The following is an 18,570-nucleotide window of genomic DNA, read 5'->3' as shown; positions in this document are numbered from 1 at the left end:
TCTTTGATTCTAATACCTATTTTCTAGCCACTATACACCCAGTTAGGAGTGGAGGAAAAGTCATAAGAATAGCGGGCCCAGAATAAAAAAAGCCCTGCACCCAAGGTAAGTGCAGGGAAATGTGGATCTTGCTTTGCCAGAGGAAATTGTTTGCGACTTATTCGCGCAGGGTTTGCTGCTTAGCGCTAACCAGTGGATAGTCGCGCAGCGCCGGGACTTCGCTACGCATCTGAGACTCTAAGGCAACCAGTTGCTGGAAGTTGTCACACAGCCTGTCGGCGCGCGCCTCGAGATCCGTTGCCTGCTGTTCAATCTGGGCTTCGATATCGTCGCCCACCTTGTCCATCTTGGCAGAGAAGGCGTTCATCTTCTCTTCGAAACTCTCACCGTCGCCCTTCATCATCTCGCTACCTAGGGTCATCATCATGCTACCGATAGAGCTCTGCACCAGCTGCTCCATCTCCTGCTCGAACTCTTTACCGAAGGTATCTTCGATAGAAGATTCGGTCGCGCCCAGGTAAAACTTGTCGCCATTCTGATAGGCAACCGTGTCGATACGCTGAGACAGACCGTCCATCATCTCATCAATCTTGGCACCGGCGGCGTCGCCTAACAAAGGGGTGAGCGCCATGCTAACCGCGGTAGAGGCAATATCGACGGCATCATGCACCACGTCGATCACCTCGGGCAGCTGCTTTGACACCTCACCTGCATATTGGTTAACCAGGGCCTGCTGCTTATCGTTAAGCTCAACCTTGTCACCGTTAACATAGAGACGACCAAGCTCGATGCGATATACCTCTTTTTTGGCTTCACTGACCACCAGCTTGCTCGGCTCTACCGAGACATCATAGTTAAGGCTCACCTCGCACTGCTTGTCATCTCTGCCGAACGAAATATGGTTGTCCTTATCCTCGCCGGCCCAGGCGGCGCTGGTGGTGGCAAGTACGAAAGCTGTCAGTCCAAGAGATGCGGTCAATTTCTTCATATTCTTAATCCTTAAGTCATTGAAAATCACATGATGTGAAGCTTAAGGTGCACCATGTGTCATTGAGAGCTAACAATACAGGTATCGTGCCAATTTTAACTAATTAAATATAATCAATGAATTAGCTAAAATTAACGATATAAACCAAGACTATAAATCGGCTATGGGCTAACAAAAGTAAAGCCTTCAACCAGTTTTTAGTAAATTTCACCATCGAGAGAATGGGGGCTGATAGAAGGAAAGAAAAAGGGAGAAAAGGAACCAGCTTAGAGTGAAAAGGTAGAACAAAAAGAGCGCCTCGAATAGACGCACTATTAGAAGATAGAGCGTCCCAGGGCTTGGGAGAGTCTCTCCAGCGCGGCGGTGCCCGCCAGGGAGTTACCGTTCTTATCTAGCTCGGGTGACCAGACACAGATGCTCATATCGCCCGGGATCACGGCGATGATACCGCCGCCCACACCACTCTTGCCCGGCATGCCCACACGATAGGCAAATTCACCTGCTCCATCGTACAGGCCAGATGTCGCCAGCAGGGCGTTAAGCTTACGGGTCTGTATGGGGGAGACCACCTGCTGCCCAGAAAGGCTCTGGCCACGATTGGCCAGATAGAGCATGGCCCTTGAGAGATCGGCGCAGCTCATCTTAAGCGCGCAGTAGTGAAAGTAGTTTTTCAGTACTCTATCGACATCGTTGTTGAAGTTGCCGAACGACTTCATCAAGTAGGCAATCGCCGCATTGCGGGCACTATGCTCATATTCTGAGGCCGCGACACGCTTGTCATAAATCACATGGGGATCGGCGCTCAGCTTTCTGACCACCTCAAGCATATGATGCTTGGGCGCACCAAGACGACTCTGCAGCAGGTCGGCGATGATCAGGGCACCAGCGTTGATAAAGGGGTTTCTCGGCACCCCGCGCTCGAGCTCAATCTGCACCAGGGAGTTAAATGACTGCCCCGATGGCTCCTTGCCGACACGCGACCAGATCTCCCCCTCCTCATACAGAGTCAGGGCGACAGTGAGGCTAAAGACCTTGGAGATACTCTGGATCGAAAAGGGCTCGAGATAGTCTCCAGCCCCTATGGTTTGACCGTCTACTGTGGTCACGGCGATCCCAAGCTTGGTAGGATCCACCTCCGCCAGGGCGGGAATATAGTCGGCGACCTTGCCCTTTCCCAGCAGAGGACGCACCTGCTCGATAATGGTCTCGAGCAGGTCCTTCTGTGGCATTAGTTCCACCAGATGTCGTACAGCTCGCTAACCACAACATCTTTAGCCGGCTGCTTCTTCCAGAAGTCACTCACGGCTTGCCTGTCTTCTTCGGTGCACTTGCCAATGGTTTGAGTGGCAATGATGCCCTCCCACTCTTTATGGCCGCCACCGTGGAAACCCAGCTTTCGCTCTTCGATCACCTGGTCGATAAACTGATCGACGATAGCATCGATCTGCTTTTCGGTTACCGAATCATCGAAGGTCCAATTCACATCGAAGCCGAACTCTTGAAACTCATCAATGCGTAATTTTTTACGTAAACGACGACTACGTGTTGCCATGTGTATTCCCTCTTTTATATAGAAATAAAGCTTACTCGGTACGCTCGAACATCAGATCCCAGACGCCATGTCCCAGACGATGACCCCTGGCCTCAAACTTGGTCAGTGGACGATGATCCGGACGGGGCACAAAATCCCCCTCTTGTGCCTGGTTCTTGTAACCGGGCGCGGCGTTCATCACCTCTAACATGTGCTCGCTGTAGTTTTCCCAATCGGTCGCCAGGTGGAACACACCACCTATCTTAAGGCAGCGACGGATAAGCTGGGCAAACTCGGGCTGCACGATACGGCGCTTATGATGACGCTTCTTATGCCAAGGATCAGGAAAGAATAGCTGTACTCTGGCCAGGCTGCCGCTTTGGATGCTGTTTTCCAATACCTCGATGGCGTCATGGTGGAACACACGCAGGTTAGTGACGCCGGCCTCAGCCGCATCCGCCAGGCAGGCACCGACACCTGGCTTGTGCACTTCGATACCGATGAAGTTAAGCTCCGGCGCCGCCTTGGCCATCTCGACGAGTGAAGCGCCCATACCAAAACCAATTTCCAATACGGTATCGGCCTCGCGGCCAAACACCTTGACCAGATCCAGCGGCTCGGGCGAATAGTCCAGCCCCATGATAGGCCATTGTTGCTCCATGGCCTGTGCCTGGCCCTTGGTCAAACGTCCTTCACGTAAAACAAAGCTTCTCACTTTGCGAAGGTATTTACCCTCTTCGTTAAACTCTGCGGTGGTCACTTCGCTCATTATCTTTCAGCCTCAGATCTGCCATTGGTTGGCCATATAGCGCCGAGAAAAAGTCAGCATCAAGCGACTCTAGGCTCGCCTGACCAACTCATATGATCCCATGGGATCCTGACACTTATATGATTGGAAAATTATAAAAAGAAGGGCATTATCCAAAGTTACTGCTCTAAGGCAAGCCCTATGTTGCCAAAGTATACCAATTATCCCACGGCGTGCGAGCCATGCCGGCTTAGCAATGCCATTTGCCTTGAGAAAAACCTTGCCCCTCTATAGACTGAGCGCCATGAAAACAGAGCAATTTCACCAGCGCATAGTCTCCTGGTACGACAAACACGGACGCAAGCATCTTCCCTGGCAACAAGATAAGACCCCCTATAAGGTTTGGGTGTCCGAGATCATGCTGCAGCAGACTCAAGTCGCCACAGTTATCCCCTACTTCGAAGCCTTTATGGCGCGTTTCCCCACTATCTTGGACTTGGCAAGTGCCGAACAGGATGAGGTGCTGCACCACTGGACCGGCCTTGGCTATTACGCCAGGGCGCGTAACCTACATAAGAGCGCCCAGCTGATCGCCAGCGACTATGAGGGTGTGTTCCCCACAGAGTTCGAGCAGGTACTCGCCCTGCCCGGCATTGGCCGCTCGACCGCGGGGGCGGTACTCTCACTCTCTCTTGGGCAGCATCACCCCATATTAGATGGCAACGTCAAGCGAGTGCTTGCCAGACACGGCGCCATCGCCGGTTGGCCGGGTAAGCGGGAGGTGGAGGAGCAGCTGTGGCAACTCACTCAAACCCTGACCCCAAAAGCGGGCGTCACCCAATACAACCAGGCGATGATGGACATTGGCGCCAGCATCTGTACCCGCTCTAAGCCTAAGTGTGAACTCTGCCCCGTCGCCATAGACTGCAAGGCGCAGCTGATGGGGCGTCAGACAGAGTTTCCGGGCAAGAAGCCGAAGAAGACGATTCCGGAAAAGCTCGGCTATATGTTGGTGATTCAAGATGACGATCGGGTGCTGATGAGCAAGCGTCCGCCGGCGGGGATCTGGGGCGGGCTCTGGTGCTTCCCGCAGTTTGACAGCCAAGAGGCGCTCGAGGAGTTTGCCAAAACAAACGGCCTAACTCTTATTAGTGAGGAGCCCATAGACAGTTTTCGTCACACCTTCAGCCATTTCCATCTGGATATCAGCGCCTTTGTCGCCCGCAAGGCCACAAGCGCACATGAGATCATGGAAGAGAGCGCCTCTCTCTGGTATAACATAGCCAAGCCACCCAAGGTTGGTCTGGCCGCCGCCACAGAGCGGATCCTCACCAGCTTAGGTTCAGTATCAAATAAGGAGTAATCATGGCGCGTACAGTGAACTGCCAGTATCTTAAGAAAGAGGCAGACGGCCTAGCCTTTCAGCTCTACCCGGGTGAACTCGGTAAGCGAATTTTTGACAACATCAGCCAGGAAGCCTGGTCGCTCTGGCAGGCTAAGCAGACCATGCTGATCAATGAGAAGAAACTCAACATGATGAATGTTGACGATCGCAAGTTCCTCGAAGAGCAGATGGTGAACTTCCTGTTTGAGGGCAAAGAGGTCGAGATCGAAGGCTATGTGCCGCAAAAAGATGACGAGTAATAAATTACTCGCTCTATAAAATTAAAAAGCGCCTATTGGCGCTTTTTCTATAATGGAGGGTTTGTTTAAGCAGTCATTACTGACGAATGCCTTCGACGACGAGATCTAGGGTCACATGGCTGGACGCGGGGCCCAGATCCATTTTGATATCATAGTCCTTCAAAGCAAATTCTGTCTGGCCGACGAAACCGGCGCGGTAGCCACCCCAAGGGTCTTGCCCTTCACCGATAAATTTAGCATCGATTGCCACGGGCTTAGTCACCCCGTTAAGGGTCAGCATACCATTGAGCACAAACTTGCCGTCACCCAGCTCTTTGACTGAGGTCGATTTAAAGCTTGCCTCAGGATGCTTAGCGACATTCAGGAAATCCGCGCTTCTCAAGTGCTTGTCGCGCTCTGCGTGATTAGAATCCAGGCTCGCGGTATTTATCGTTACATTCACCTTGGCATCACCTATATGCTTGCTATCGAAGCTAAAGTCGCCGGCAAACTCGTTAAAGCGCCCCACCACGAAGCTGTAACCTAAGTGGCTCACCTTAAACTGCACCGAGGCGTGGGCTCCTTGGGTATCTATCACATAATCGGCGGCGTTGGCCCCCATAGGCAGCATGAGGGAAGCCGATATCAAGGCTGTGGCTAACGTCTTTTTCATTGTATCTCCTTAATGTTTAACATTCGTTTTAATGTGGCATCTCTGTCTAAAAGGTGGTGTTTAATGGCGCCTAAGGCGTGCAGGACCACCAAGGCAATAAATCCATAGGCCAAATACTTGTGTATCCAGCCGGCGATGTCGGCCTGATCCTCAAACAGCAGCCCTAGACTCGGAAGCTCGATAAGAGAAAAGACGACTATGGGTCTGCCGTCGGCTGTCGAGATCAGGTAGCCCGAGACCAACATGCCGAGCAACATCAAATAAAGCAGGCGGTGCATCAGGCCGGCGGCCAACTTCTCCCACCTTTTATGCTCAGGCAGAGTCTTGGGCGCAGGATTTAACCAGCGCCACAGCAGACGGCACAGGGTCACTACCATGAGCAAGACGCCTATACTCTTATGCAGATCCGGCGCTCGCTTATACCAGGGGCTGTAATAGGTCAGCTCGACCATCCACACACCTAAGGCGAAAAGCCCTAATACGGCTAACGCCGATAGCCAGTGCAGGCCTATGCTCACCACGCCGTAGCGGCTCTGGGTATTTTTAAACACGATTCATCCTCATTTATCACTTAACAGCATATTAACTTCGATTTAGATCGACGAATATCGCGTAATTTCGCCAATAAACTTCTAATTTTTAGAAAGGTAGCGCCAAGACAAACGAGATAAGTGGAGCATTGAGAAATAAGAGGCCTGAAAATGCCCCCTTAAAAACAAATAGTGGCTTAAACCTGGGTTTTAACCACAGCCACTGTGCTAAAAAACGGCATAAATGCCAAAAAGCCAGCACTTTGCACATTAACTAGCCATGCAGTTAAATTTCTCCAAAAAAGCGCTTGCAGGATAAATATCAGCGCTATATTATACGCGCACTCCAAACGGCAAGGGTCACAGAGACCTGGTTTGAAGTAGTTAGCTAGACACTTAGTTTAGTTGCCCGAATAGCTCAGTCGGTAGAGCAGAGGATTGAAAATCCTCGTGTCCCTGGTTCGATTCCGGGTTCGGGCACCACAATTTAGCCGGCATAGCTCAGTTGGTAGAGCAACTGACTTGTAATCAGTAGGTCCCGAGTTCGACTCTTGGTGCCGGCACCATATAAAACAGCCTCGACAATGTCGGGGCTTTTTTATATCTGTATGATTTCACTCTTTGCTTCAATTCTTTATATTTAGCCCCCTCCTCTTGCATTTAGCCGCCCTCCTATAGCAACGATTATCCAGCCTTTCCTGTTAACACCTTCATGGCATAAGCTAGAAAGCGGACTATGTTAGAAAGCAGACAGCAAAAAAGGAGCACTAGGCTCCTTTTTGATTTGATGAAATAACTAATACCAATCGTAATAAATAATTGATCATTCTAGCTTGTTAAAACGCTCGATAACTGTATTAGTATTTTTAATTGTAGAATAACTACTTATCTAAAAATCCTGCTTTGTTCTCAAGCGTTTTTCCTGCGCTATTTCTGATCACATACTTATTGTGATTGGTATAAGGCTACTTCCAGCTACGCATCTTATAACCTTTTACTGCGTAGAAGAGGATAAACAGGTAACAAGGCAACATCACCATATAGCCGCCCTGCTGACCGAGCGAGGTGGCAGAGCTGGTTAATCCCCAAAACAGCGGACCGAAGGCGCCACCTGCAATGCCCATCACCAAGAGCGCCGAGCCTGTGCTGGTCAGTTTGCCCATGCCAGACAGCGCCAGCGGCCATACCGCGGGCCAGACGATGGCGTTGGCCAGACCTAAGAAGGCGATCATCAACAGGGTGTCTGGCAACATGGCGCCGCCAAAGGGAACCAGCAACGCGTTGGCGATAGCATAGGACTCATTGTCACCAAATAGGATCCCCAGCGTCAGCATTAGACCTAGTATCGCCGAGATCATCAGCGCCTTAGGCTGAGAGATGAAACGGGGAATGGTCAGGATACCCAGCGAATAACCGATAACCATACAGATCATGGTATATGAGGTCATCACGCCATAGTTCTCGACTCCAAGAGAGAGGGCGAAGGTGCCTATGGTATCGCCGGCGATCACTTCTACCGCCACATAGAAAAACAGTGCTACTACCCCTAATGCCAGATTGGGATGAGACAGCGCCTCACGGGTATGGCCCTTGGTGCCCTGCTCTTGCTCGTCTTCATTTTCAAGCTCTGGCAGAGGCGATTTCTTCACCAACAGCGCCAGCACACCGATAAAGATAGCCATACCCAGATATGGGAACACCAGACCATTGGCCATCTCGTCGATCTGCGCCTGGGTCAGCTCAACGCCGACTCTGTCCTTAAAGCTATCCAAAATAAGGGCGGTAAACACCAGCGGCGCGATCACCCCTGCGCCCTTGTTGAGGATCCCCATGACACTCACGCGAGCGGCGGCCGACTCCTCGGGGCCAATTCTGACCACATAGGGATTAACCGCCGTCTGCAGCAGGGTCTGGCCCGTGCCCATCACCAGCTGCGCAAACAGAAACAACGCAAATACCTGCGTCTTGGCCGCGGGTATGAATAGCAGTCCGGCAATCATCATGATCCCCATGCCCATCGCCATGCCCGTCTTGTAACCCACCTTACGGATCACCCATGCCGAGGGCAATGCGGTAAAGGTCACGGCGATATAAAAGGAGAAGAGAATGAGGGAGGCTTGAAGCGGGGTGAGTTGCAGGATCTGCTTGAGGTAAGGCATCAAGGACCCATTTAGCCAGGTCGCAAAACCCAGAATAAAAAAGAGTCCGGCAACGATCGCCATGGGGATCACGCTGCTGCGCTTACTTTCACTATTTAATGTCATTTCCATAAGCCTGTTTTCTTATAGTAATTAATCTTTGGATATCAGCGCTGTGATATCGGCTTGGTACATTACAGCTTGGGCGCAAGTTGCCCCCTTGTTTCATCGATGTTAAAACATAAACACAAAAAAGACAACGCTGTCATTTTAGCTTTTTAGCCTCATATAGCCTAACTCGGCGTTTTCCTTGTTAAATTATCATCCACAAGGCTTAAACCTTGATGAAGATACCGCGCTTATACATCCAGTAGAGCAGCAGCCATTGAACCAAGAGCAAGGCGCAGGCAGACGCCAGTGGCTGCATCTCAATCGGCAGCGCCTGTATCGCGCCGCCAAATAGGCTACTGGCAAGGTAGTCCCATTTCACCAGACTCGAGGCCAGATAGATGATGATGGCATTGCAGCCGATGACTACAAACCCGAAGGCCAATCTATGCAGCTTGATGACATCCACCAGCGCATAGAAGATGGCGAGTAAGATAAGGCTCCAGCCTAGGGTGACCATGACAAAGCTGCTGGTCCAGAGATCTTTATTCACCGGAATATAAGGGTTCATCAACCAGCCCAGTCCCAGGCTGAGCAAACCGGCAAGTAACAAGATGCCAACCTTGACCCATTCGCCCTTTGCCCCTCCCCACTTCGGATGAGGCTTAACGATGAAGCGACCGGTGAAGACGCCGGCCAAGGCATTGACTATGGCAGGAAGGGTCGAGAGGATCCCCTCAGGGTCAGTCGCCCTGCCCTGATAGCTAATACCGGGTAGAAACTTGCCATCCACATAGGCGTTGATCGAGCCAGACATAGAGAAGTCCCCCGCCACTCCGCCAGGAACCGGCAGCCACAGCTGCATAGCGGCATATCCAATCAATATCCCGATTGCGATGATGATCTGCGTCTTCAGGTCGGTATGCCAAACCAATAATGCGGCAAAGAACCAGGCAAAGGCGATGCGTCCCAGCACGCTGGCATATCTCACCTCATCCGCCGCCATCGGCATGCCTGTACCCCAGCCGTGGTTATAGAGCACGCCAAACAGAAGCAACAAGAACAGACGCTTTATTGCATGACGATAAAGCGGCAGGCGCTCTGGCCAAGGCAGTGAATCCAAACGTTTTGGTGACAGGCCTAAGGCAACGCCGGAGAGAAAGATGAATAGGGGAAAAATAAGATCATAGAAGGTAAACCCATGCCACTGGCTGTGATGCATCTGGGCATCGGCGATACGCCATCCCTGCCAGCCGGTCCATACAAGCAGCGCCGCAAACAAGGCCTCGCCACCTAAGATCCAAAACATGTCGAAGCCCCTTAGGGCATCGAGCGACTTCAGCCTGGGCTTATTGGCTGGCATAGAGGCTGGCTTAGTTGCTGGCTTAGGATGGCTATCTAACTTTGGCTCCATCGAGGCGTCTCTCTTATGGTTATTATTATAATTAAGGCCCCAAGGTATAACCTAAGGGGCTAATAGCAATAGAATTTTAAGCACAGAACACAAACGGCTATGCACACAGAAGACTCGCTAGGCCTGATAAATCAGCAGGCCATCTATATAGGTTCGTGCAACCCTGTTGTCTTGATCCAGCAGCACCATATCCGCCTTGGCGCCTATGGTGAATATGCCACGCTGACGTTGACCAATAAACTCGGCGGGATATTTCGATGCCATGCGCAGTGCCTCTTCGCGAGCCACACCAAGCATATCAACACTATTATTGACCGCACCATTCATGTCCAGCACACAACCGGCAAGCTCACCCGTCACGGAGTTCAGCCTATCTCCCTGACGCACAACTTGCGTGCCAAATAGCTCGAAGCTGGCATCATCATCCATGCCGACCGGCGGCATGGCGTCCGTCACCAGCATCACCTTGCCTCTCGGCTTAGCCGCTATGGCCACCTTGGCCGACGCCGGGTGTACATGGTGCCCATCGACAATCAGGCCGCACCAGGCAGCTTGGCTCTCGAGCGCAGCGCCCACCATGCCCGGCGCCCTAGAATCCATGGGCGACATGGCATTAAACAGATGGGTAAAACCTGTTGCGCCGGCATCGATCGCCTTAACTACAGTGTCGTAATCGGCATTAGAGTGACCGAGACAGACTCTGACGCCACACTCGACTAAGGCACGGATCACCTCTGGCGCCACATTCTCCGGTGCTAGTGTCACCACCTTAGTGCCGAGATCATTGCGGGCGAATATCGCGAGTTCTTCATCTGAGATACGACGAATAAAATCGGCCGGATGCACTCCCTTCTTAGGCACACTAAGATGCGGCCCCTCGAAATGTATCCCTAGCACGCCCGGCGTTTTCAGGGCGATCGCCTCAGCCACCGCATCGGCAGCGGCATGCATCACCTGGATATCATCTGTGATCAGGGTCGGCAAGAAGCCCGTTGTACCAAACTTGGCATGAGCCAGGCCTATGGTCTCTATCTTCTCAATACTGGGCGCGTCGTTGAACAGGGCGCCGCCGCCGCCATTGACCTGTACATCGATAAAGCCGGGCACCAAGGTGCCGGCAAGCAAAATGGGCTCGACGTCACTCGCCTTGTCAAAGGAGACGATACGCCCATCCTCTATGGTGATGGCCTGGTTGTGGTGGAAGTGTTCACCGTCGAATACCCGCTCGGCAATGAGTGTCTGTTTCATTTATTCTCCTGGCAAAACATCATCTGCGACTCGCTATTTACGACTGGCTAAGTGACACAGGCTATGCCTGGCTCAAGCCTAACTGCTGACGCGCATAATAGGCGGCGCCTAACTCTGGCGGGGCAAGTATTGGCGAGATCTTGTCGACCACTCGCTTATCCAGCCAAGGTGCCAAGGGTTCGGCTAGACCACCTATCATGGAAAAACGCGGCGGATGGATCTCAAACAACTTGTGCGCCAATGCGCTGATATACTCTGCGCCCTCGACCACTATCGCCTTGGCCACTTCATCCTGTGCCTGCGCACAAGATAACACCGTGCGCGCCAGGGTGGCATAACAACCGGATGATTTCCCCGCCAGGTGCTCGACTATGCCCATGGCATCGCTGACCTTAAAGTGATCCAATAAACGCTCGGTGAGCTGAGTCGCCGGACCAAAGCCATCGAGATCTAACAGCACCTGCTGGGCGGCCTGCAGGCCTAACCAGGCGCCACTACCTTTATCGCCCAGAGCAAATCCGTGACCACCCAGGCTCAGGGACTGCTCGCCCACGTGGGCATAACCGCAAGAGCCGGTACCTGTGATGATCACCGCGCCATCGCCCCCTTTATGGGCGCCGATGCAGGCTGTGTGCAGATCTGTGGTGACATACATCTCTGCGAAGGGATGCTGCCACTCTTTGATCGCCTGATAGAGGTGCTCAACATTAACCCCGGCCAGGCCCACCCCGGCCACCAGTGTCTTGCTGTCGCTCGCTTTTAGCCCGGCGTCTTGTAGAGCAAGCTCAGTCGCGCGCGAGATAGAGTCGAAGGTATGTGTCAGGCCGTAAAGCGGATTCGCACGCCCGGCCACACCAGTGCCTATTACACTGTCATCTCCGGCATAGATAGTCGCGCGGCACTTGCTACCGCCACCATCTATGCCTATGACGAGGGCCTGTTCCTCTGTCTGGTTAAATCCCATTACCAACCTCATTCACAGTTTTATTATCCAGGGCATCTCGCTTCGCCCGCCCTGCCCACTGACTAAGTTAATGTCATGTTACAACAAAAATGACAACGCTGTCATTCAAAATTTTAGCTAAGTTTATGACAGCTAATCCTCGATGTTACTGTCCGCTTTAGACCTGTTAGGCCCTCTATTTGCTTTAGCTAGGCGACATGAAGAAAAGCGGTTATCGACTCATAGATAACCGCCCTGATTTAAGCGTTTTATTTGTGAAATGCTAATTGACCCTGAGTATGCGTCCCTTGCGCATACCATCCGCGGCAACGCCCCTCACCTCGACTCTACCCGAGACTTTAGCCGCCTCGGTATATTGCCGCCACTGGCCGCCATCGATGCGATACTCGATGCCGAGCCCAGGGTAGATGCTATTCGCCTGCAGGTAGCCATCCTTAATCTTGGCCCCTACCGTTGGCACACGATAGGCGATCCCCGCCTTATCCAATTTGGCCAGCTCCTTGTAGCCTAAGGTGTTGGCAAAGGTCTGCCATTGAATTCTCTGCTTCTCGCGCATCTCGGCCGTGAAGTAGTTAGTCTCGGCGCTGTATTTAGCCCCCTGATATTGATAAGGCACTTCCCAATCGGCCTTATGCCAGGCCCTTTCCGCTAGGACTAACAGGCGAGGAAACACCATATATTCAACTACTTGGTCTGAGCGAATCGTCTCGCTCCACAGCTGTCCCTGGATCCCTTTGAAGCGGACACCTTGATTAAGTGGGCCGCTGATTCGCTTGCCCGCATCATCGAGCTTAAGGGTATCGTCGGCCTCAAATGACTTACCTTCGATATCCGTCCACTGCTCGGCGTTGGCCGGTAGGTTGTCGGGCATGAAGCTAAAGAGTTTGCGCTCGTTGGTGCTGCGACTCGCCCAGTAATATCCATGCTCTTTCGGATCGGCTTCGTAGGGGAAGTCGAAATAGAGTACCTCGGGATTACTCAGTACCGTATCCCAGCCCAAGTTGGCCTGTGCATGGGCGCGCTTATGGCCGCCATGAGCAACCACGTCCCAGATGTTGGACTGATTTTTTGCCGGCATACGATCGGGTCGTGTATGGCTCATGCCATCACTCCAACCCGCAGTTTCAATCCCTTTATCGGCCAGCATATTCGCCAGCCGCTCGATGAAATAAGCACCAAAATGTGCCTCGCTCTCAAGGCCGCTCTCTTTGACTGCTAGCAGTGCCTGACAGACTGGCGACTCCACCCAGGCACCGGCGGTTTCATCGGCGCCGATATGGTAAAGATCCAGGCGTTGGCCTGCGGCCTGATGCAACTTGGCAATTTCGCTCACCACCTTATCGACGAAGTGATAGCTGGACTCCATACAGACGTTGATCGTGTTGTCATCATAATATTGAATCGAGGCATACTGCGTCTTATCGAGCGGGTCGATAAGCCGGTACTCGTTGGCTCCGGCCTCATTACCTTCGGCCATCAGGCGACGATACCTGGCCTCCATCGACTTGATGGCGGCGCGGGAATGCCCCGGCATGTCCATAGAGGGAATCACCTGAATTTGGCGGGCAGCTGCATACTTGAGGATCTCGATATAATCTGCCTTGGAGTAGTAGCCGTTAACCTTGCTATCACCATATGGACCACTGCCCAACTGAGGCAATAGACAGGTATCTTCCTGCAGATCGTGGCAGCGACGACTGCCCACCTGAGTCAGCTCGGGCAATCCATCTATCTCAAGGCGCCAGCCCTCATCATCGGCCATATGCAGGTGTAACTTGTTGAGCTTATAGGCCGCCATCTGATCAAGTAGATCTAAGATAAACTGCTTGCTGTGAAAATTACGCGCCACGTCGACGTGCATGCCGCGAAAGCCATATCTTGGTTCATCTTGGATCTGCATGGCATTAAGCGACAGGTTGTCGAGCGAGATGAGACTCGTCAGCGACGCCAAACCATAGGAAAAACCAGCATCGTCGCTCGCAGCGATGGTGATCCCATCTGCAGTAATGCTGAGTCGATACCCCCCCTCGGGAAGTCTAGTCGTCAGTTTCTCTAACTTAAGCGCGACTCCCTGAGGCGATGGCTTCACGCCCAGGCGCGCCAAGCGAGACAGCGCCGCCTCGACAGCGGTTTTAGATACACTGCCTGTATCCAGATGATACCCAGAGGCAAGCGATAATACCGGACTTTGACTCTCTATGATTTGTCGCTTCGGCGTTGGGATGATCGCGTTGACGGCAAGCTCAGGGCGGCTCTCGATATCTTGGTTCGCGTCAAACAATACCTTAGAGGTCGCCCATGCTAACCTGTCTGTATCGCTGCGCTTATATTGGCTTTCGGCGCTGACATATGCCTCAACATAGGGGCGCTGCTCCATGCCTGTGCTGGCATCCACGGTGAGCTGAGTGCTGGTGATAACCTCAGGTTGAAGGCCGGGAACGACAATATAGTAGTTGGGCATGGCATCGGTTTCCGACAGCTGCCATAGCTCCCCAAGAAAGGCGATATCGACCGGCTGACCCTTGTAAAAGCCCTTGAACTTGTCAGTAGGCGTGATGCGGTGCAGGTCCCCTTTCACTTGGGTTAGCTCAAAGGCATCGCTTAGCACCTGCTTCACCGGTCGCATCTGGCTGTAGTAGATGGCCCAATCCTTACGGTCAAAATCAACACCTGGGATTAGCTCAATCTGGGCGGCAAAACAACGACCGTCGACGCCGCTAGAAGTGCACTGCTGAGGATAATTGGTGAGTGTGTGATAGTTGACCGCCAGACTAGTGGCAAATTGATGCAGTGCCTGTTGCGGCTCGCTGTCAACAACTTGCTGCGCCGCGGCGCCTTCATCCTTGGGGACTTGAGTAGTGGTTGGCTGACTGCAGGCAATCAGTCCTAGGCTCATGAGTAATGTTATTGGTATGAGCTTATTATTCATTGTTATCCTCACTTTTCTCAACTTGAACGTTCAAGTCTCATTGCAGCTACCCTTCCCCATCAGCATCGGCAATAAGCTTCCTGCTATTGCGATATCTGAGACAGCCACCACTTTATGCCAATCCTAATAAATAACTGTTCAAGCGAACTTGTTAAAACGTTCGATAACTGCATTACTTTTTTGATTTTAGAATAACTACTTACCTAAAAATCCAGCCTTGCTCTCAAACGTTTTCCCTGCGCTATTGCTGATCACTTACTTATTGCGCTTGGTCTTTTTTGCCGCCGCATCTTGGCCGATTAACAAAAATGCCGCCGCGAAAATAGCTCATCGTCAGACTTGTACAAATCTAGCGGCTCCCCGAACCCCACCTGGCAATTACAGGCAATCTAGAATTGGCAAGTAATCAGGCTATAGAAAGCGTTCTGGCTTTAGAAACCACTCAGCCATCTGACAATGAAAGAAATCTGTTTATTTAATCTGAATCTCTGCAAGACAACGAACGCCCTGCTGTGCCGTGCCGCGCTGTGCTTTGCTCGCTCTTACGCATTTCCCTAGAGCCCACTCATCAGGCGTCACTCTAATCCAGAAAAAAGCGCTAGATGCATCATGTATCAAGTGCCACCGATAAAGGCGCCAATTGAGACATAACACATCTAGCCATCTCTAGTATCTGGGGAGAGACTATAGGAAAAAACAAACACAATAACCATTGCTACAAACTTAATGGCTACTGCCAATGCAAACGTTAGGAGACCTCTTCCTAACAATGCAAACCTTACAAAACAAACGTGCCACACAAGCAAATGACAACGCTGTCATTGGTTAATTTACCTAAGAAAGAACAGAATTTCTACATTTTTTTGACATTATGAGGCAGTTTTTTATCACACCGCTGTAAGCCGCCAAGCACAGACGCTGTCATAGAGGCCGAACAAAGCCTTCTTCACCACACAAATATGACAACGCTGTCAACTATTGATAACATTCAGAGAGGCTAACAGCACTCAGAGCCGAAAAAACACTAAACAATGAGTGTTAAGTGTCCATATTAGGAGAGGAACAGAACAAGGATGTGCAAGGCGAGAGATAACCAGAGTGGTGCACCCTAACACAGAAAAGTATTAAGACCCCCAAAGGATAGAGATCAGACTGACTTGACATCTTTTCACTCCAATTTAGGGCTTGTTTCGGGCCAGCTCGAAACATTAATACTTGCGCTTTTGCCCCCACTAGCGGTAAAAGATTAACCCAGCGTTTCTCAGGTTAGACAATTAACGCTTGAGACAGACACCACAAACTAAAATTAACTAAGGTAAGAATATGGCGAAGATAGTCCCCCTTTCAACGGAAAAACATCTCAACATCAAGCTGATCCATTCAAATGATTTCAGCCGTTTCAGCAAAGAGCACCTGATCCCGGTATTGGCCAGAGAGATCCCCAGCCTGGCGGCAGAATTCCCTATCGTCTTCGTGAAGAATGGTGAGACAGGCCAGTTCATCCCTGTGGCTATCATGGGGATCGAACCCGAAGTCAACCTATATTGCCAAAGCAACCAATGGAATGCCCCTATTAGCCCAATTGGCTTTAGCAATGCGCCTCTGTCGATCGCCAGAACCTCGGAGGAAGGTGACAACGTGATCGTCTGCATCGATGAGGAGAGCCCAATGGTGTCTGAGACAGAAGGTAACCGCCTGTTTACCGATGAAGGAGAGCGTAGCGAGTACCTGACGGCCAGAACCAATGCCCTACTGGATGTCGCCGCTATGCATCAACAGACCCAGGCGGTTTGCCAATTCCTGGCAGACAAAAACCTACTGGTGTCACAGCAACTGACCATTAAGCTGGAAAGATCTGAGCAGAAGATCAACATCAATGGCGTCTACCTGATCGATGACAAGGCACTGAACGAACTGAGCGATGAGGATTTCCTCGAGCTAAGAAAGAAAGGTTTGCTGCCGATTGTTTATGCCCACAGAGCCTCACTCAATCAGATGTCGCGCCTCATCACCAAGCAAAATCAGTTTGATAAGTTACAATAACTTATAAGTAGCAGAGCCGATAATATGAGAGTACATAAATATCGGCCCTGCTTTTTTGAGCCCTGATTCCCCTCGTCTGGCGAACACCTAGACCAGGCCCAAGTTAACATCTCTGCATACCATATTTGGCAATCTTCTCGAGCAAGTCTCGATGAGCAGGCAGCTCATTCACCAGATGCTCAGCCAAGTTGGCTATCTGTTTTCCCTGTACTTGCCAGGCTTCTCTTTGCTGCTCACTCGCCACCTGCGTGTTCGTTGGGTAGTGCATGCCATAGAGCACATAGAGGTAGTTTTCTAAATCAAACACCTCAAACTTACTGAAGAAGTCCTGCCTTATGGGGGCGTGATCTCGCCACAGCTTTAGCCGACTATTAAGCTCACACGGAATCGTCGCCGGATCGCGATTATCGACCCAGAACGCCGAGTCACTCCTGTCTGACAGGCAATAGTGCATCTTGATAAATTCGACGACACGCTCCCAGGCATAGGTCATCACCCGATTAAACTGTTCAGCCAGCAAAGCCAGCGCTTCACTATCTTTTGGTAAACGGTTGGCGATGTAGCCTGCTGCAAAATCGGTCAGCAAGATAGAGGTTGCCTCCAGGGGTTCGAGAAAGCCTTGCGCTAATCCCAGAGAGAGGCAATTTTTATGCAAGAACGCCTTGCGATAGCCAAGTTTCATCGGCAAGACCCGGTATTGATACTGAGCGACATCCTGCCCCAGATAATGTGACAGCTTTTTAAGCGCCGTGGCATCATCCATATACTTAGAGGAATAGACAAAGCCGACGCCACGCCTATGGGTCAAGGCGATATCCCATATCCAACCGGCCTGATGGGCCGTCGCCAGGGTATAAGGCGGAATCGCTTCTTCTTCACCTATGGGCACCTGAACGGCAATCGCCTTATCGGCAAATAACTGATGGGACTTATCGACAAAGGGCACCTTGAGCGTCTTATCGATAAGCAAAGATTCAAACCCACTGCAGTCTATGTAGAAATCGGCGCTGATGCTGCCCCGGTTATCGGTTTCCAGGGAGGCAATCTCGCCATTATCCTTGAGCATAACCTCACAGACGTTGGCCTTAATATGCTCGACATTGAAACGCCTGATGGCGTTATCCGCTAACAGCTTGGCAAACTTGGCAGCGTTAAGGTGATAGGCATAGCCCAATGCCCCTTCATATTCGCTGTGGGTGATACGTTTAGGCGCCCTACCCGCTTCACACACCTTGTGTTGGGGCGAAACTAGGTCACCATAGGCTTGTTGGCGATTCGCTAGCCAATGCTGGGTCAGGTCCTCCCCCAGAGGGCTCGGCATGTCGAACAGGTGATGATAGAAGTTCTCAGCTCCATGCCTGTCCTTATCCATCCAGTTGACGAACTTGATCGACTGCTTAAAGGTAACATCACATTGACGGATAAACTCAGACTCGCTGATGCCGAAGCGTTTCAGACTCTGACGAATGGCTGGCACTGTCCCCTCTCCGACACCTATGATGGGGATATCTGGTGACTCCACCAGCATAACGCTAACATCCTGCCTATGCTCAAGCGCCTTACCCAAATGATTGGCCGCCAACCAGCCTGCGGTGCCGCCCCCTAATATCAAGATACGCTTAATGTCCATGGT

At 51.5% G+C, this 18,570-nt stretch carries 15 protein-coding genes and 2 tRNA genes; 5 read left to right on the top strand and 12 right to left on the bottom strand.

Annotated elements, in window-relative coordinates; genetic code table 11:
* Positions 1 to 157: 157 nt before the first annotated feature.
* The 4 genes from L1D43_RS03010 to trmB form a co-directional block, all read right to left on the bottom strand.
* A complete protein-coding gene (locus L1D43_RS03010) occupies positions 158 to 988 on the bottom strand; it encodes a YggN family protein (protein ID WP_239849900.1) in 831 nt (276 codons plus the stop codon).
* Positions 989 to 1,302: 314 nt separating this feature from the next.
* The gene (gene glsB, locus L1D43_RS03005; RefSeq protein ID WP_239849899.1) at positions 1,303 to 2,217 is read right to left on the bottom strand and encodes a glutaminase B; all 915 of its coding nucleotides are present in this window, start codon (positions 2,215 to 2,217) and stop codon (positions 1,303 to 1,305) included.
* Entirely contained in the window at positions 2,217 to 2,540 is a 324-nt protein-coding gene (locus tag L1D43_RS03000; protein ID WP_239849898.1) for a 50S ribosome-binding protein YggL, read from the bottom strand. The genes glsB and L1D43_RS03000 overlap by 1 nt, the downstream gene beginning before the upstream one ends.
* A gap of 31 nt (positions 2,541 to 2,571) precedes the next feature.
* Positions 2,572 to 3,288, bottom strand: a complete 717-nt coding sequence (trmB, locus tag L1D43_RS02995) for a tRNA (guanosine(46)-N7)-methyltransferase TrmB (RefSeq protein WP_239849897.1) — start codon at positions 3,286 to 3,288, stop codon at positions 2,572 to 2,574.
* A 283-nt stretch (positions 3,289 to 3,571) separates the two neighbouring features.
* Between trmB and mutY the strand changes: the two genes are divergently transcribed.
* On the top strand, positions 3,572 to 4,630 hold the full coding sequence (gene mutY / locus L1D43_RS02990) for an A/G-specific adenine glycosylase (RefSeq protein WP_239849896.1): 1,059 nt from the start codon (positions 3,572 to 3,574) through the stop codon (positions 4,628 to 4,630).
* 2 nt (positions 4,631 to 4,632) lie between these two features.
* Positions 4,633 to 4,911, top strand: coding sequence for an oxidative damage protection protein (locus L1D43_RS02985; protein WP_011864926.1), 279 nt, complete (start codon positions 4,633 to 4,635; stop codon positions 4,909 to 4,911).
* 76 nt (positions 4,912 to 4,987) lie between these two features.
* On the opposite strand, the gene L1D43_RS02980 is transcribed toward L1D43_RS02985, so the two are convergent.
* Together L1D43_RS02980 and L1D43_RS02975 are read right to left on the bottom strand one after the other, a co-directional pair.
* Complete coding sequence (locus tag L1D43_RS02980; protein ID WP_239849895.1) at positions 4,988 to 5,563, bottom strand: YceI family protein; 576 nt, start codon at positions 5,561 to 5,563, stop codon at positions 4,988 to 4,990.
* The gene (locus tag L1D43_RS02975) at positions 5,560 to 6,114 is read right to left on the bottom strand and encodes a cytochrome b (protein ID WP_239849894.1); all 555 of its coding nucleotides are present in this window, start codon (positions 6,112 to 6,114) and stop codon (positions 5,560 to 5,562) included. Before L1D43_RS02975 ends, L1D43_RS02980 begins: the two co-directional genes overlap by 4 nt.
* A gap of 386 nt (positions 6,115 to 6,500) precedes the next feature.
* Between L1D43_RS02975 and L1D43_RS02970 the strand changes: the two genes are divergently transcribed.
* Both L1D43_RS02970 and L1D43_RS02965 read left to right on the top strand, forming a co-directional pair.
* Positions 6,501 to 6,576, top strand: a tRNA-Phe gene (locus tag L1D43_RS02970).
* A 7-nt stretch (positions 6,577 to 6,583) separates the two neighbouring features.
* A tRNA-Thr gene (locus tag L1D43_RS02965) sits at positions 6,584 to 6,659 on the top strand.
* A 399-nt stretch (positions 6,660 to 7,058) separates the two neighbouring features.
* Here the strand turns inward: L1D43_RS02965 and L1D43_RS02960 are convergent.
* From L1D43_RS02960 to L1D43_RS02940, 5 genes are all read right to left on the bottom strand, one after another.
* Positions 7,059 to 8,357: a sugar MFS transporter gene (locus L1D43_RS02960; protein ID WP_220044591.1), complete on the bottom strand. Its 1,299-nt coding sequence runs from the start codon at positions 8,355 to 8,357 to the stop codon at positions 7,059 to 7,061.
* 208 nt (positions 8,358 to 8,565) lie between these two features.
* Positions 8,566 to 9,702: a DUF5009 domain-containing protein gene (locus L1D43_RS02955; RefSeq protein ID WP_239851023.1), complete on the bottom strand. Its 1,137-nt coding sequence runs from the start codon at positions 9,700 to 9,702 to the stop codon at positions 8,566 to 8,568.
* Positions 9,703 to 9,870: 168 nt separating this feature from the next.
* Entirely contained in the window at positions 9,871 to 11,001 is a 1,131-nt protein-coding gene (gene nagA / locus L1D43_RS02950) for an N-acetylglucosamine-6-phosphate deacetylase (RefSeq protein ID WP_239849893.1), read from the bottom strand.
* Positions 11,002 to 11,062: 61 nt separating this feature from the next.
* Positions 11,063 to 11,965 carry a BadF/BadG/BcrA/BcrD ATPase family protein gene (locus tag L1D43_RS02945; RefSeq protein ID WP_239849892.1) on the bottom strand — a complete coding sequence of 301 codons (903 nt, stop codon included), beginning with the start codon at positions 11,963 to 11,965 and terminating at the stop codon, positions 11,063 to 11,065.
* Between the two features lie 262 nt (positions 11,966 to 12,227).
* Positions 12,228 to 14,894, bottom strand: a complete 2,667-nt coding sequence (locus L1D43_RS02940; RefSeq protein ID WP_239849891.1) for a family 20 glycosylhydrolase — start codon at positions 14,892 to 14,894, stop codon at positions 12,228 to 12,230.
* Positions 14,895 to 16,217: 1,323 nt separating this feature from the next.
* Between L1D43_RS02940 and L1D43_RS02935 the strand changes: the two genes are divergently transcribed.
* A complete protein-coding gene (locus tag L1D43_RS02935; RefSeq protein WP_239849890.1) occupies positions 16,218 to 16,937 on the top strand; it encodes a SapC family protein in 720 nt (239 codons plus the stop codon).
* A 103-nt stretch (positions 16,938 to 17,040) separates the two neighbouring features.
* Here L1D43_RS02935 and L1D43_RS02930 read toward each other — a convergent pair whose 3' ends face one another.
* Positions 17,041 to 18,567 (bottom strand): tryptophan halogenase family protein, encoded by a 1,527-nt coding sequence (locus L1D43_RS02930; RefSeq protein WP_239849889.1) that lies wholly within the window; start codon positions 18,565 to 18,567, stop codon positions 17,041 to 17,043.
* Positions 18,568 to 18,570 lie beyond the last annotated feature (3 nt).

The sequence above is a fragment of the Shewanella sp. Isolate8 genome, assembly GCF_022398495.1.
GTDB lineage: Bacteria > Pseudomonadota > Gammaproteobacteria > Enterobacterales > Shewanellaceae > Shewanella > Shewanella aquimarina.
Note: the sequence above shows the minus strand (reverse complement) of the source record. Positions and strands in the feature narration are given on the sequence as shown.